The sequence below is a fragment of the Mesorhizobium sp. 10J20-29 genome, from assembly GCF_054130485.1.
Map to the genome: position 1 here is coordinate 4,038,322 of NZ_CP199156.1, position 13,571 is coordinate 4,051,892.

Annotated in this window: 14 protein-coding genes and 1 tRNA gene; 13 read left to right on the forward strand and 2 right to left on the reverse strand. The window is 63.7% G+C overall.

All coding sequences use genetic code 11. The features are described 5' to 3' along the window. Positions 1–4 precede the first annotated feature (4 nt). Positions 5–388: a DUF3830 family protein gene (locus ACT2BZ_RS19335; protein ID WP_457941386.1), complete on the reverse strand. Its 384-nt coding sequence runs from the start codon at positions 386–388 to the stop codon at positions 5–7. A 240-nt stretch (positions 389–628) separates the two neighbouring features. Here ACT2BZ_RS19335 and ACT2BZ_RS19340 point away from each other — a divergent pair, with 240 nt between their 5' ends. From ACT2BZ_RS19340 to ACT2BZ_RS19355, 4 genes are all read left to right on the forward strand, one after another. Beyond that, on the forward strand, positions 629–1,534 hold the full coding sequence (locus ACT2BZ_RS19340) for a polysaccharide deacetylase family protein (protein WP_457936946.1): 906 nt from the start codon (positions 629–631) through the stop codon (positions 1,532–1,534). A gap of 70 nt (positions 1,535–1,604) precedes the next feature. Next, entirely contained in the window at positions 1,605–1,901 is a 297-nt protein-coding gene (locus ACT2BZ_RS19345) for a hypothetical protein (RefSeq protein ID WP_457936947.1), read from the forward strand. 5 nt (positions 1,902–1,906) lie between these two features. Then, complete coding sequence (locus ACT2BZ_RS19350; protein WP_457936949.1) at positions 1,907–2,923, forward strand: CobW family GTP-binding protein; 1,017 nt, start codon at positions 1,907–1,909, stop codon at positions 2,921–2,923. Next, entirely contained in the window at positions 2,916–3,560 is a 645-nt protein-coding gene (locus ACT2BZ_RS19355; RefSeq protein ID WP_457936951.1) for an isochorismatase family protein, read from the forward strand. The genes ACT2BZ_RS19350 and ACT2BZ_RS19355 overlap by 8 nt, the downstream gene beginning before the upstream one ends. A 141-nt stretch (positions 3,561–3,701) precedes the next feature. Here the strand turns inward: ACT2BZ_RS19355 and ACT2BZ_RS19360 are convergent. Continuing rightward, positions 3,702–3,791, reverse strand: a tRNA-Ser gene (locus ACT2BZ_RS19360). Positions 3,792–4,476: 685 nt separating this feature from the next. On the opposite strand from ACT2BZ_RS19360, the gene ACT2BZ_RS19365 reads away from it, so the two are divergent. The 9 genes from ACT2BZ_RS19365 (at position 4,477) to ACT2BZ_RS19405 (ending at position 13,361) form a co-directional block, all read left to right on the forward strand. Next, a complete protein-coding gene (locus ACT2BZ_RS19365) occupies positions 4,477–5,664 on the forward strand; it encodes a septal ring lytic transglycosylase RlpA family protein (RefSeq protein WP_457936952.1) in 1,188 nt (395 codons plus the stop codon). Positions 5,665–5,777: 113 nt separating this feature from the next. Further along, a complete protein-coding gene (locus ACT2BZ_RS19370; protein ID WP_457936954.1) occupies positions 5,778–6,944 on the forward strand; it encodes a D-alanyl-D-alanine carboxypeptidase family protein in 1,167 nt (388 codons plus the stop codon). A gap of 106 nt (positions 6,945–7,050) precedes the next feature. Continuing rightward, positions 7,051–7,722, forward strand: coding sequence for a dTMP kinase (tmk, locus tag ACT2BZ_RS19375; RefSeq protein WP_457936956.1), 672 nt, complete (start codon positions 7,051–7,053; stop codon positions 7,720–7,722). Next, positions 7,719–8,774, forward strand: coding sequence for a DNA polymerase III subunit delta' (locus tag ACT2BZ_RS19380; RefSeq protein ID WP_457941387.1), 1,056 nt, complete (start codon positions 7,719–7,721; stop codon positions 8,772–8,774). The genes tmk and ACT2BZ_RS19380 overlap by 4 nt, the downstream gene beginning before the upstream one ends. Before the next feature lie 85 nt (positions 8,775–8,859). Then, positions 8,860–10,413 carry a methionine--tRNA ligase gene (gene metG / locus ACT2BZ_RS19385; protein WP_457936958.1) on the forward strand — a complete coding sequence of 518 codons (1,554 nt, stop codon included), beginning with the start codon at positions 8,860–8,862 and terminating at the stop codon, positions 10,411–10,413. Positions 10,414–10,425: 12 nt separating this feature from the next. Next, positions 10,426–11,220, forward strand: a complete 795-nt coding sequence (locus ACT2BZ_RS19390; RefSeq protein WP_457936960.1) for a TatD family hydrolase — start codon at positions 10,426–10,428, stop codon at positions 11,218–11,220. Between the two features lie 3 nt (positions 11,221–11,223). Then, positions 11,224–12,030: an MBL fold metallo-hydrolase gene (locus tag ACT2BZ_RS19395; RefSeq protein ID WP_457936961.1), complete on the forward strand. Its 807-nt coding sequence runs from the start codon at positions 11,224–11,226 to the stop codon at positions 12,028–12,030. Positions 12,031–12,055: 25 nt separating this feature from the next. Further along, a complete protein-coding gene (locus ACT2BZ_RS19400) occupies positions 12,056–12,526 on the forward strand; it encodes a YbaK/EbsC family protein (RefSeq protein ID WP_457936963.1) in 471 nt (156 codons plus the stop codon). Between the two features lie 172 nt (positions 12,527–12,698). Further along, positions 12,699–13,361, forward strand: coding sequence for a TerC family protein (locus tag ACT2BZ_RS19405; protein WP_457936964.1), 663 nt, complete (start codon positions 12,699–12,701; stop codon positions 13,359–13,361). Positions 13,362–13,571: the final 210 nt, after the last annotated feature.

Genomic DNA, 13,571 nt, shown 5'->3' on the forward strand with positions numbered 1-13,571 from the left:
CGCGTCACGCACTCCGGAAACGGATGTCCTGCGCTCCGCTCCAGAGGGCTCGCCTGCCGACTTCCGGCAACATGTCCAGCCCCGAGCTCAAGGTGATGAAGTGATTGCCCGCGAGTTGTCCCATCTTGCTCGCGAAGTTGACGCCGCCGTAGGCGAGCAAGATCTCGGTTTCGGAAATCCCGCCCGGATAGAGCAGGATCTGGCCCGGTGCAGGGTAGGTGGTATGGTTCTCATAGCCAACGCCGAAGTCGAGATCGCCGAGTGGGATCCAAACCGCCTCTCCGCTCCACCGCACATGCACGACCTGGCCGTCGAAGGGCAGTCGTTTGGCAAATGCGGCGCAGGTAGACGGCGCCTTTTCGGTCTCAAGACGCGCATCGAATACCATGTCGGAAATCGTAATCGTCAAACCTGTCACGCGTAATCCCCCGTCGGCGAAGTGCGGCTGTGACAACAATCTCGAATCGAATATCAATTGATATTGAATTCAGATTAATGTGGAACCACAACGACTTAAGTCTTTCTACAAGATAAAGAAAAATCTGGATTTTTCAATGAGCCCATGTTCCAATCTAGTGGATCAAGAATTCAACATGCCGCTGTAGTGGCCAGAAGGGGAGATCTGAAATTGGCTAAGAAAGAAATCATCTGCGCATTCGGCACGGACATCGATTCCGTCGCCGGCTGGATCGGATCATATGGCGGCGGCGACTCGCCGTCGGACATCCAGCGCGGCATTTTCGCCAGCGAAGTTGGCGTTCCTCGGCTTCTCAATCTTTTCAAGAAATACGATCTGAAGACCAGCTTCTTCATCCCGGGCCATTCGCTCGAGACGTTTCCTGACCAGTGCAAAATGATCGTCGACCAGGGGCACGAGATCGGCGCGCACGGTTATCTGCATGAAAACCCCGTGGCGATGACGCCGACCCAGGAAGAGGCGGTGCTGGTCAAGAGCATCGAGCTGATCGAGAAGCTTTCGGGCCGCAAGCCCCGTGGCTATGTCGCTCCTTGGTGGGAGATGTCCGCGGCTACTGCAGCCCTGCTGCAGAAATACGGCTTCGAATACGACCATAGCCAGGGCTACCGCGACTTCCAGCCATTCTACGCCCGGGTTGGGGACTCCTGGAACGTCATCGACTACTCCAAGAAGGCAGAGGAGTGGATGCATCCGCTCAAGCATGGCAAGGAAATCGATCTCGTCGAGATCGGCGCCAACTGGTATGTCGACGACCTGCCGCCGATGATGTTCATGAAGAAAGCGCCGAACAGCCATGGCTTCGTCAATCCTCGCGACATCGAGGAAATGTGGCGCGACCAGTTCGACTGGATTTATCGCGAAATGGACTACGCGGTGTTCCCGTTCACCATCCACCCCGACGTCAGCGGCCGTCCGCAGGTACTGCTCATGCTCGAGCGTCTGATCGAGCACATCAACAAGCATGACGGCGTGAAGTGGATGACGTTCGAGGAGATTGCCTCCGATTTCCGCAAGCGCTTCCCGTTCTCTGCCGGCGCACGTCCGGAAGTCGTCTGAACGCCTTCTGAGTATGCAACGAAACGCCGGCCGCGACGCTTATGCGGCCGGCAAACGAGGGACGGACATAATGTGCTCAAGCTGTGGTTTCCCGGCAGCGCCGGGGCACTGGACCGAGGCGGGGACTGACACATCGCATGATCGCCTGCGCGCCCGGTTCCGTCGCGCCCAGGTACTGCAGTCGATCCTGCCGGCTTACGGGTTGACCGCGCATGACGGCGCGCAGGTTCCGGGCATTCAGCTCGGCACCCTGTCGGGCAACAACACCATCGTGCGCGACCTTGAGGAAGTCTGGGCGGAGGCCGAACGGCTGTCCGGCGCGGCTATCGACCCGCTCGATCCCCGCATCGTCGGTGACGACGTCTGAGCGCCATGGCCGCCGGCAGCGAGGCGAGCGACCCGTCCGACAAGCGGATGCGGCTGATCGTGCTCGGCGGTTTTCTCGGCTCCGGCAAGACGACCTGGCTCCGCCACCAGTTGCATGACGGAGCGCTCGCAGACGCATTTGTCATCGTCAACGAGGCGGCCGAGACTGCGGTCGACGATGCACTTCTGGGGCAGTCGGCGGAACTCGCCGTGCTTGCCGGCGGCTGCGCCTGTTGCGAAGCCAAGGACGGGCTGATCGCACTGTTGCGCTCGGTATGCGACCGACGCGTAAGCCGTGCGGTGGGAGAACCTTCGCTCGACCGGATTGTTCTGGAAACCAGTGGGTTGGCGGATCCTGCACCGATCGTCGAGGCCATCCGCGCCGATCCCATGCTGGTCCACCATATCGTCATTGCCGAGATCGTCGTTGCCGTCGATGGCGTCTACGGACTGCGCCACATCCGCGAGGAGGCGCTGGGCCGACGGCAGATGGAACTTGCCGACCGTCTGGTGGTGACCAAGGTCGATCAGGCCGACCCCGGCGAACTCGCGAGGCTGCTCGCCACGCTGCGGCAGATCAATCCGGGCGCGACGGTCTCCGGCGCCGTGAAGGGGACCGACGCCGCATTGCCCGAACACGCCGGCGCGGTCCCGGAGACGCTGGCCGATCCCGGCGACGCTGCCGGCAGCGCGCCGATCAGGGCACTGAAGATCGATATCGGCGACGAGATAGACTGGACGGCTTTCAGCGTCTGGCTGAGTGCTCTTATTCATGCCCGCGGAGACGACATCTTGCGGGTCAAAGGCGTGATGCGCACGCCGGCCGGCAGGCTTCTGTTGCAGAGCGTAAGGCGCATTGTTCAGTCCCCGGAGATGTTGCCGAACAATGATGAGGACGCAGACAACCCCAAGAGCAGTCTGGTCTTCATCGGGCGCGGCTTCACGGAAACTGCACTCATCCGGTCGCTCCGCCATTTTTCCGGACTGAGAGCTGACAGCGCAGGAGGGTTAGACAATGAATGATGTCGTGTATCAGAAGCAGCAGTTCGGCCAGAAGGTCGGGCTGGGCCGTTCGCCGGCGCTCCTGGTCGTCGATTTCGTCAACGGCTTCACCGATCCCGAGATTCTCGGAGGCGGCAACATTCCGGATGCAGTTGCCGCCACGAAACCCTTGCTCACTTTCTTCCGCGAAGCGAACCTGCCGGTCGTCTTCACCCGCATTGTCTACGCAGATGACGGCGCAGACACCGGCATCTGGTGCATGAAGGTGCCGCGGCTGCGCGATCTGACCGAGAAGGCACATGCCAGTCAGGTCGTCGATGCGCTGGCGCCGCAGGCGGGTGAACTGGTGATCCGCAAGACCCAGGCATCGGCCTTCTTCGGAACGCATCTGGCAGCGCATTTCATCGGTCAGGGTATCGATTCCATCGTCCTTGCCGGCTGCACCACTTCGGGCTGCATCCGCGCCAGCGCCATCGACGCGATGAGCATGAACTACCGCGTCACGGTAGCCAGTGACTGTGTCGGCGATCGCGCCATCGGCCCGCATGAGGCCAATCTGTTCGACATGGGGCAAAAATATGCCGACCTTCTTGGTGGAGCGGACATCGTTTCCGCACTGAGCCGCGCACGATCAGGAAGCTCGGACGCTGCAAGTTAAACTACGTAGGTAGGTCTTGGAGCCCTAGCAAACCGTTCATCTGCGGAGCCGACAACCGCAAGGGGCTTTGGATCGTTGGTTATGGCATCCGTTGGGCGGAGTCGCAAATATGCCGATAAGTGATTGATGGCATTTATATTCTGGCGGAGGGAGTGGGATTCGAACCCACGGTGAGCTTGCACCCACGCCGGTTTTCAAGACCGGTGCCTTAAACCGCTCGGCCATCCCTCCAGGTCAACGCCATGATGGCCATCGGCGGTTATGGGCCGCGGCGAGACGTTGGCTTTCCTCCTCTAGGGTGCTCCGTGGCTGCAAGTCAACCGGCCCGCAGCACCGTCCGCATAGCCGCGCGGGCGGCGGATGGCCGCAAGGCATGCCGCCGCGAGGCGCCTCAATTCTGGTCGGCCGGCACCGGCTTGCAATCCTGCCCGCGCATTCCTCGACCGGCGCCGTCTGGCCGGGCAGGACGCAATCCTGCCCCTTGCATTCGACCACTGCCTCGTCCTGCGCGGTTTCGCAGTCTTCGCCCATGCATTCGGACTGGGCATGTGCCATCCCGGCTGGCCCGCCGAGAGCGAAAACGATCAGCACTGAAAATCCCCGGATCAAGTCGCGCACTTCGCGCCTCCGCATGTTCCAGCCATGGGCCGTACCGCGGGTCGCATTGATTCTGCAGCCAAAACCTTGCGGCATACTTTCGGAGCGAGAATTGCGGGTTTCCGCTGCCTGACGCATTCTTCTCGAACGAGTTGCGCCCCGGTATTCCGGGGGTTCCGTCGCCGGGTCTGAAGTTGCCACATTCCTGCCCGGTTCCGAACATAGTCGGTTAATAGCCTGATAATGAATTCTCGGGCATAAGGGCAGGGGGCTCTAAGGCCATCTAGACGGTGCGGTTCGCGCCGGGGGACAATTGAACATGCTGAATTCGGCGCGCACGCGTCTTCGCGGCGCCACGACCGTTTCTGTTATCGTACTGGCAGCCGGCATGCTTGCCGCATGCGCGTCGACGCAGCCCAAGTCGATGATCGTCCCCAAGAAAAAGTCCAAGGAATATTTTTCCGAGACCGAGTATGGCGTGAAGGCCAGCCCGCGCGTCACGACCAAGCAGTCCAAGCTGGCGCGCGGCGGCGGCCGCGACCAGATCGGCAAGCCCTACAAGGTGCGCGGCAAGGTCTACTATCCCAAGGAAGAGAAGAATTACGCCAAGACCGGGCTGGCCTCCTGGTATGGCGATGCCTTCCACGGCCGGCTTACCGCCAATGGCGAAGTCTACGACATGACGCACCTGACGGCTGCGCATCCGACGATGCCTTTGCCGAGCTATGCCCGCGTCACCAATACCGAGAACGGCTCCTCCGTCGTGGTCCGCGTCAACGACCGCGGCCCCTACGCGCATGGCCGGCTGATCGACCTGTCGAAGCGCGCCGCGGAAATGCTCGACTACACGCATTCCGGCGTTGCCACGGTGAAGGTCGAGTATATGGGCCGGGCGCCGCTCGACGGCCAGGACGACGAATATCTGATGGCTTCGTACCGGCCGGGCAACATTGCGCCTGATCCTTCGGACGGCCTGCCGACGGGCGTCATGATCGCCATGAATGGCCCGACCCCGACAGCATCGGTCGGTTCGGCAGTGTCTTTCCCGGGCGAACTGGCCGACGCCGGCAGCCTTGCTCTTCCGGCCTTCGGTCCCATCGCGCCTGAGCGTCCGGCAGCCGATGCCGTCGGCGCGCCTTTCGCCATGGCCTCGCTGTCCTATGCGCAGTCGACCCCATCGCGTGCCTCGACGGCATTGGCGGCACTGGAATCGCAAGGTCTCACACCCGACGCCGTCGTCCGGTCCTGGAAGCGGATGAACGACGGCGCGCCCGGTACCCCGGCCGAACCCTATATCGCAGCCGGCTCCTTCACCCTCGAGGCGGAAGCCGAGCAACTGGCCAGGACCCTGGCGGCATTCGGGCGCACCGAGATCGAGACCTCGGAAATCGACGGCACGCTGTGGTACGGCGTCAACCTGCGCCCAGACGGCCGCGGCTCGCTCGACGACTTGCTGCAGTCGGCCTGGCAGAGCGGCGCATCCGACGCCATCACCGTCCGCGACTGAACCTTCCGGTATTCAGCCAATTCTCACGCCAAATTGAGACGCGCCGGTTGATCCCGCAGCGTCATGCCTGATAGTTTCCACGCTTCCTCAGCAATTTGCAGGACGGCGTGCCCATGATTCTACGCGGCTCTACCCTGGTCTTCGCAACGCTCGCCTGGCTGGCTCTCGCCATGGCACCGGCGAGCGCCCAGTCGCAGCTCTACGATACCCGCGCCAAGCAGGCGGTGATGATCGACGCCGAGACCGGCACGATCCTGTTCTCCAAGGACGCCGACAAGCTCATTCCGCCGGCCTCGCTCGCCAAGCTGATGACCATGGAAGTCGTGTTTCACGCCCTCAAGGTCGGCCGCCTGACGCTCGACGACGAGTTCACGGTCAGCGAGAACGCCTGGCGCACGGGCGGCGCCAAGGCTGGTGGTTCGACGATGTTTGCCAAGGTCAAGTCGTCGATCCGCGTCGAGGACCTGATCAAGGGCGTCATCGTCCACTCTGCCAATGACGGCTGCATCGTGCTGGCCGAAGGCATGGCCGGCTCGGAGGAAAATTTCGCCAAGCTGATGACAGAGCGGGCGCGCGAGATCGGGCTGACCCAGTCCGTCTTCAAGAACTCCAACGGCCTGCCGGCCGAAGGCCAGGTCGTGACCATGCGCGAGCTCGCCATGCTCGGGCGCCATATCTGGAAGGAATACCCGGAATACTACAAGTACTACTCGATCCGCGAGTTCGAGTGGAACAAGATCAAGCAGCCGAACCGCAACCCGCTGCTCGCCATGGACATCGGCGCCGATGGCATGAAGACCGGATACACCGAGGCGTCCGGCTACGCCATCGTCGGCTCGATCAACCGCGGCGGCAACCGGCTGTTCCTCGCCATGAGCGGCATGTCCGGCGAGCAGGAGCGTGCCGACGAGGCGCGCAAGATGCTGGAATGGGGCCTGCGCGCCTTCGAGCGGACGAAGCTGTTCGGCGAGGACGAGATCATCGGCGAGGCCCAGGTCTTCGGCGGCGAGAAGTCGGGCGTTGCCCTCAAGGCCGCCGGTCCGATCAGCATCTTCATCCCGCTGACCAACACCAACCGGCTGGTGGCGCGGATCATCTACCGCGGGCCGCTGACGGCGCCGGTGGAGGAGGGCACTCCGGTCGGCGTGCTGCGGGTCTGGATCGGCGACGCGATGAGCCAGGAGACGCCGCTCTACGCGGCCGAGACCGTCAAGCTCGGGACGCTGCAGCAACGCGCTCTCGACGCGATGGGCGAACTTCTCGTCGGCTGGCTGCGATGAGGACGGCATTTCAGACGCCGCTTCCGGAATCGATTTCATCGCGGCGTGCATTGCGCTAAGGCATGAGCGGCAGCCCTGTCGGCTGCCCTGACACGGACTGGCGGATTTGGCGCGCGGCTTTTTCATCACTTTCGAAGGCGGAGAGGGCGCCGGTAAGTCGACGCAGATTCGACTGCTCGCCGAGAAACTGCGTGCCAAGGGCTACAAGCTGCTCGTCACCCGCGAACCCGGTGGTTCGCCGGGGGCGGAGGCCATTCGCCACGTGATCCTGTCTGGCGCCGCCGAACCCTTCGGCCCCGAGATGGAGGCGCTGCTCTTCGCTGCCGCCCGCTCCGACCATGTCGAGCAGGTCATCCGGCCGGCCGTCCAGTCGGGCAAGATCGTGCTGTGCGACCGCTTCCTCGATTCGTCGCGCGTTTACCAGGGTGGTGCGGGAAATCTTGATCCGGCCTACATGCAGGAGATGGAGCGGGTCGCCATAAACGGTATGATGCCGGACATGACTCTCATCTTCGACATCGACCCGGTCGAGGGCCTCAAGCGCGCCAGCAGCCGCCGCGGCGCAGGCCAGGCCGACCGCTTCGAGAAGGAGGATATCGACATCCACCAGCGCCGCCGACGCGCCTTCCTCGACATTGCCGAGAAGGAGCCCGACCGCTGCATCGTCATCGACGCCTCGGGCAATGTCGATTCGGTTGAAAACCTGGTCACCGCCGCGGTCTTTGCCGGACTCGAGGCGCGGACCAAGGCGACGGCGGGCAGGGCGAAAGGCGCCTGATGTTCGAGCGTATCGCACCGGAACAGCACGACACGCTGGAAGAGGTTCCCGAACCGTCCGAGAACCCGCACCTGTTCGGCCACGCGCAGGCCACGGCGATGCTCGCCGGCGCCTACCGCGCCAACAAGCTGCCGCATGCCTTGCTGCTCGCGGGTCCCGAGGGCGTCGGCAAGGCGACGCTGGCCTTCCATCTCGCCCATCACCTGCTGAAGTTTCCGAAAGCTGCCGACGCACCCGCGCAGCTGGTCGAGCCGGATCCGGCCTCGTCGCTGTTTCGCCAGGTGGCGATTGGCGCGCATCCCTCGGTCCTGCACCTGAAGCGACCCGCCAACGACAAGACCAAGGGCTTCAAGACTGCCGTCACGGTCGAGGAGATTCGCCGGGTCAACCGTTTCCTGTCGATGACCTCTCACGACGGCGGCTACCGTGTCGTCATCGTCGACCCGGCCGACGACATGAACACCAATGCGGCCAACGCTCTCCTGAAGAACCTCGAGGAACCGCCGACGCGCACCGTCTTCGTCCTGATCGCCCATTCCGTCGGGGCGTTGCTGCCGACCATCCGCTCGCGCTGCCAGGTCGTGCGGCTGCAGCCGCTGTCGACCGACGAGCTGATTTCTGCACTCGGCGCCTTCGATCCGCCACCGCCCGAAGACGCAGCTTCGCGTCAGGCGCTGCGCGATCGGGCAGGCGGCAGCGTGCGCGCGGCTGTCATCCTGACGCGCTATGGCGGCATCGAGATCGCCGAGACCATCGACCGCACGGTGCGCGCGCGCAACCTCGACGTCGCGCTCGCCCATCGTCTCGCCGACGCGGTCAGCGGCCGCGACAAGTCCATGCAGTTCGACATCTTCAACCACCAGGCGCTCGACATGCTGGCCGAGGCGGCGAGGGCCGCCGCCCTCAGCGGCGACACCGAGGCCGCCAGCCGTCTTTCGGAAGGCTGGCAGGAGACGCGCGTTGCGATCGATGAGGCCGAGACCTACAATCTCGACCGCAAGCAGCATGCATTGAACACGATCGCCAGGCTGCAAGAGACGTTTCGAATGTGACGCTTCTCTGCTTCGGGATGGCCTTGGCCATCCTGATGCGCTATCTCCCGCCAACGATTGTCTGTATTTCAGAACGGCCTTCTCCATGTCCCGCGAAAAATTCTATCTCACCACGCCGATCTTCTATCCGAACGGCAAGCCGCATATCGGCCACGCCTACAACGTCATCGCCTGCGACGCGCTGGCGCGCTTCCACCGGCTCGACGGCAAGGACGTTTTCTTCGTGTCCGGCACTGACGAACACGGCCTGAAGATGCAGCAGACCGCCGAGGCCGAGGGGGTAACGCCGCTCGAACTCGCCGACCGCAACTCGGCGATCTTCCGCTCCATGCTCGAAGCTGTCGGCGCCTCGAACGACGTCTTCATCCGCACCACCGAGAAGCGCCACCACGCGGCCTGCCAGGCGCTGTGGGAGCGCATGGCCGCCAGCGGCGACATCTATCTCGACCGCTACAGCGGCTGGTATTCGGTGCGCCAGGAGGCCTATTTCGATGAGGGCGAAACGACGCTCGGCGAAGACGGCGTGCGGCGCGAGCCGCTCGGCTCGCCGGTCGAATGGAACGAGGAAGAGAGCTACTTCTTCCGTCTCTCGGCCTATCAGGACCGCCTGCTGGAACTCTACGAGAAGCAGCCCGATTTCATTGGCCCGCAGGAGCGGCGCAACGAGATCCTGAGCTTCGTGAAGTCCGGGCTGAAGGACCTGTCCATCTCGCGCACCACATTCAAATGGGGTGTACCGGTGCCGGGCAACGAAAAGCACGTCATGTATGTGTGGGTCGACGCCCTTACGAACTACATCACCGCCGCCGGCTATCCCGATGAAAATGCTGAGAAATGGGGATTCTGGCCTGCCAATGTCCATGTCATCGGCAAGGACATCATCCGCTTCCATGCCGTCTACTGGCCGGCCTTCCTGCTGTCGGCCGGTGTCGAGCTGCCGAAGCGCGTCTTCGCGCACGGCTTCCTGTTCAACCGCGGCGAGAAGATGTCTAAGTCGGTCGGCAATGTCGTCGATCCCTTCACGATGATTGACCATTACGGCCTCGACCAGGTGCGCTACTTCTTCCTGCGCGAGGTCTCCTTCGGCCAGGACGGCAGCTACAATCACGAGGCAATCGTCAACCGGACAAACGCCGATCTCGCCAACGACCTCGGCAATCTGGCGCAGCGCTCGCTGTCGATGATCGCCAAGAACTGCGGCGGCGTCGTGCCGGGCAGGGGCGAGCCGTCGGCTGCAGACACCGCGATCCTCGACCAGGCGCTCGCCGCGCTCGAGACGGCACGCGCGGCCATGGCCGAGCAGGCGATCCACCAGGGGCTCTCGGCCATCTTCGCGGTCGTCGCCGACGCCAACCGATACTTCGCCGGCCAGGAGCCCTGGGCGCTGAAGAAGAGCGACCCGGCGCGCATGGAAACCGTGCTCTGGACCACGGCCGAGATCCTGCGGCGCGTCGGCATCCTGTGCCAGCCCTACATGCCGCAATCCTCGGCCAGGCTGCTCGACCTGCTGGCGATACCGGCCGACCGGCGCGACTTCGCCCATGTCGATGCCGCGAACGCACTGGTCTCCGGCACGCCGCTTCCGGCCCCGGCGGGCATCTTCCCGCGCTACGTCGAACCCGAAGCGCAAGACGCATAGGCCGGCCGAAACATGCTTGTCGACAGCCACTGCCATCTCGACTTTCCGGACTTCGACGCCGACCGCGACGTGCTCGTCGAGCGCGCGCGAGCGGCAGGCGTCGGGCGCATGGTCACCATCTCGACGCGTGTAAAAAAGTTTCCACAAGTGCTTGCGATTGCAGAGCAATATGACTGCGTCTACTGCTCGGTCGGAACCCACCCGCACAACGCCTCCGAAGAGACGGATGTGACCGCCGACGAGCTGGTGCGGCTGTCCGCACACCCGAAGGTGGTGGCGATCGGCGAGGCCGGGCTCGACTATCACTACGACAAGAGCCCGCGCGACCTGCAGATGCAGGGTTTCGTCACGCACATCGAGGCGGCGCGTCGCACCGGCCTGCCGCTTGTCATCCATGCGCGCAGCGCCGACGAGGACGTGGCGGCGACCCTGAAGGCCGAAACAGGGAAGGGCGCCTTCCCCTTCATTCTGCATTGCTTTTCTTCGGGCGCCGAGCTCGCTCGGGTCGGCGTCGAACTCGGCGGCTACGTGTCCTTCTCGGGCATACTGACGTTCAGGAATTCCGAGGATATCCGCTCGATCGCCGCCGATGTCCCGCACGACCGCCTGCTCGTGGAGACCGATGCGCCTTACCTCGCGCCCGTGCCCATGCGCGGCAAGCGCAACGAACCGGCCTACGTCGCGCACACCGCGTCGGTGCTCGCCGGAACGATCGGCACGAGCGTCGAAGAGGTCGCCGAGCAGACCACCCAAAACTTCTTCAGGCTGTTCTCGAAAATGCCGCGCCCCGCGGGCATGGCAGCCTGAACCGTGGCCGACACGCTGCGCTTCACGATGCTTGGCTGCGGCTCTTCGCCCGGCGTGCCGCGCATCAATGGCGACTGGGGCAATTGCGATCCGGCCAACCCACTGAACCGCCGCCTGCGCACGGCGGCCATGCTCGAGCGGATTTCAGCCAGCGGCGTCACCCGCGTCATCATCGACACCGGCCCCGATTTCCGCGAACAGATGCTCGCCGCAAGGGTCAACCGCATCGATGCGGTCGTCTATACCCACCCGCACGCCGACCACATCCACGGCATCGACGACCTCCGCGGCTACTGGCTCGAGCAGCGCAGGCTGATCGATGTTTTCGCCGACCGGCCGACGCTGGCGCGGCTGCGTCAGGCATTCGGATATTGCTTCGAGACGCCGGCCGGCGGGTCCTATCCGCCAATCCTCGACGCGCACGAAATCGACCACGACGAGCCATTCACGATAACGGGAGAGGGGGGTCCCCTCACCTTTGTGCCGCTGCCGCAGGTGCATGGTGACATCATTTCGCTCGGCTTCCGCGTCGGATCGATCGCCTATTGCCCTGACGTCGGCCAGTTCCCGGATCCCACGGCTACACGCCTGTCGGGGCTTGAGCTGCTCGTCATCGATGCGCTGCAGTACAAGTCGCATCCGAGCCATTTTTCACTCGACGAGGCATTGCACTGGATTCGCAAACTGGGACCGCGTCAGGCCGTGCTGACCCACATGCACGTTCCACTTGACCATGCGACGGTGCTGGCGGAGACGCCGGACAATGTCGAACCCGGCCATGATGGCCTGGTGAAAGAATTTCCGATTTGAATCAGCAGCATGGAGTGAGATTCTGATGGCTGGCAGTATTGAGCGTGTGACCGAGGCAGCGCGTGAAGCCGGCCTCGATATCGAAGTCCGCCGCATGGGTGCCTCGACGCGGACGGCAGAGGAAGCCGCGGCGCAATGCGGCTGTACGGTTGACCAGATCGTCAAGTCACTGATCTTCCAGGGCAAAGCCAGCGGCGATCTCTATCTTTTCCTGCTCGCCGGTTCGAGCCGGCTCGATCTCGCCAAGGCAGCAGCACTTGCCGGCGAAGACCTCGAGAGAGCCGATCCGCGGCTCATCCGCGACAGGACAGGCTTTGCCATCGGCGGCGTGTCGCCGATCGGCCATCTGGTGCAGATCGCGGCGTTCGCCGACGAAGGGCTGCTCTCACATGACCAGGTCTGGGCTGCCGCCGGTGCGCATGACGCCGTGTTCGCATCTGCGCCGAGGGCGCTGGTAGAAGCCGCAAGAGCCCGCCTTTGCGACGTTGCTGCTTAGTAAAAAAGTTCCATAATATATCTTATGCGACTAACGCATATGGCTCCCGACGCCGCAAACCGCTGCGTTTCAGCGCAGGCAGCGGTCCTGCCCCTCGCTGGCCTTGACGTCGCCCGAGCGCTGGCGTTAGTCCAGTCAACGGGATGCGCGCAGGCGAAAGGTTGCCGACAAGATGGAAATTTTCACGGCAGCCGGCTTCACGGCCCTGCTCCAGGTCATCGCCATTGACCTGGTGCTGGCTGGCGACAACGCCATCGTCATCGGACTGGCAGCCGCGGGCCTGCCGCCGGACCAGCGCAAGAAGGCCATCCTCATCGGCGTCATTGCCGCCACCGTCCTGCGCATCGGCTTCGCCGCCGTCACCGTGCAACTCCTCGCCATCGTCGGGCTGCTGCTCGCCGGCGGCATCCTGCTGCTGTGGGTGTGCTGGAAAATGTGGCGCGAACTGCGCGTCTCGGCACAGGAAGCCCACAACGCGACCGAGGCCCTGGCCGACACGGACTTCAACGAGGACGGCACCATCGCCGGCAACGGCAAGGGACCGCGCAAGACTCTCGGTCAGGCGGCGCTGCAGATCGTCATCGCCGACGTTTCGATGTCGCTCGACAACGTGCTGGCCGTCGCCGGTGCGGCGCGCGACCATTTCACCGTGCTGATCATCGGCCTGATCCTGTCGATCGCGCTGATGGGCCTTGCCGCCACCTTCATCGCCAGGCTGCTGCACAAGCACCGCTGGATTGCCTATGTCGGCCTGCTGATCATCCTCTATGTGGCTGTCGACATGATCTACCGCGGCACCATGGAGGTCTGGCCCCTGGTCGACGCCGCCGTCTGATCGCGTTCGTCTCGCGCAGCCGACAGGCCGCCGGGCCTCGTCCTGAACGGGCTTCACCCGAACTGGCGAACCTGTCCGGGTCCACGCTGGCGATCCGCAGCGACGCGCGGGCGCTTCGCCTTGCATCCCGGGTCAGAGCCTCCGGCGCGCCTCAAGCTGTTGACGCGGCCGCATCCGCCGCAAACAAAAAGGGCGCCATAAGGCGCCCTT

What these genes read in the sequence shown, in the direction of transcription:
- metG (WP_457936958.1), top strand. Translation starts at nt 8,860, where the DNA reads ATGTCCCGCGAAAAATTCTATCTCACCACGCCGATCTTCTATCCGAAC.
- ACT2BZ_RS19405 (WP_457936964.1), top strand. Translation starts at nt 12,699, where the DNA reads ATGGAAATTTTCACGGCAGCCGGCTTCACGGCCCTGCTCCAGGTCATC.
- ACT2BZ_RS19335 (WP_457941386.1), bottom strand. Translation starts at nt 388, where the DNA reads ATGGTATTCGATGCGCGTCTTGAGACCGAAAAGGCGCCGTCTACCTGC.
- ACT2BZ_RS19345 (WP_457936947.1), top strand. Translation starts at nt 1,605, where the DNA reads ATGTGCTCAAGCTGTGGTTTCCCGGCAGCGCCGGGGCACTGGACCGAG.
- ACT2BZ_RS19400 (WP_457936963.1), top strand. Translation starts at nt 12,056, where the DNA reads ATGGCTGGCAGTATTGAGCGTGTGACCGAGGCAGCGCGTGAAGCCGGC.
- ACT2BZ_RS19390 (WP_457936960.1), top strand. Translation starts at nt 10,426, where the DNA reads ATGCTTGTCGACAGCCACTGCCATCTCGACTTTCCGGACTTCGACGCC.
- ACT2BZ_RS19350 (WP_457936949.1), top strand. Translation starts at nt 1,907, where the DNA reads ATGGCCGCCGGCAGCGAGGCGAGCGACCCGTCCGACAAGCGGATGCGG.
- ACT2BZ_RS19355 (WP_457936951.1), top strand. Translation starts at nt 2,916, where the DNA reads ATGAATGATGTCGTGTATCAGAAGCAGCAGTTCGGCCAGAAGGTCGGG.
- ACT2BZ_RS19370 (WP_457936954.1), top strand. Translation starts at nt 5,778, where the DNA reads ATGATTCTACGCGGCTCTACCCTGGTCTTCGCAACGCTCGCCTGGCTG.
- ACT2BZ_RS19365 (WP_457936952.1), top strand. Translation starts at nt 4,477, where the DNA reads ATGCTGAATTCGGCGCGCACGCGTCTTCGCGGCGCCACGACCGTTTCT.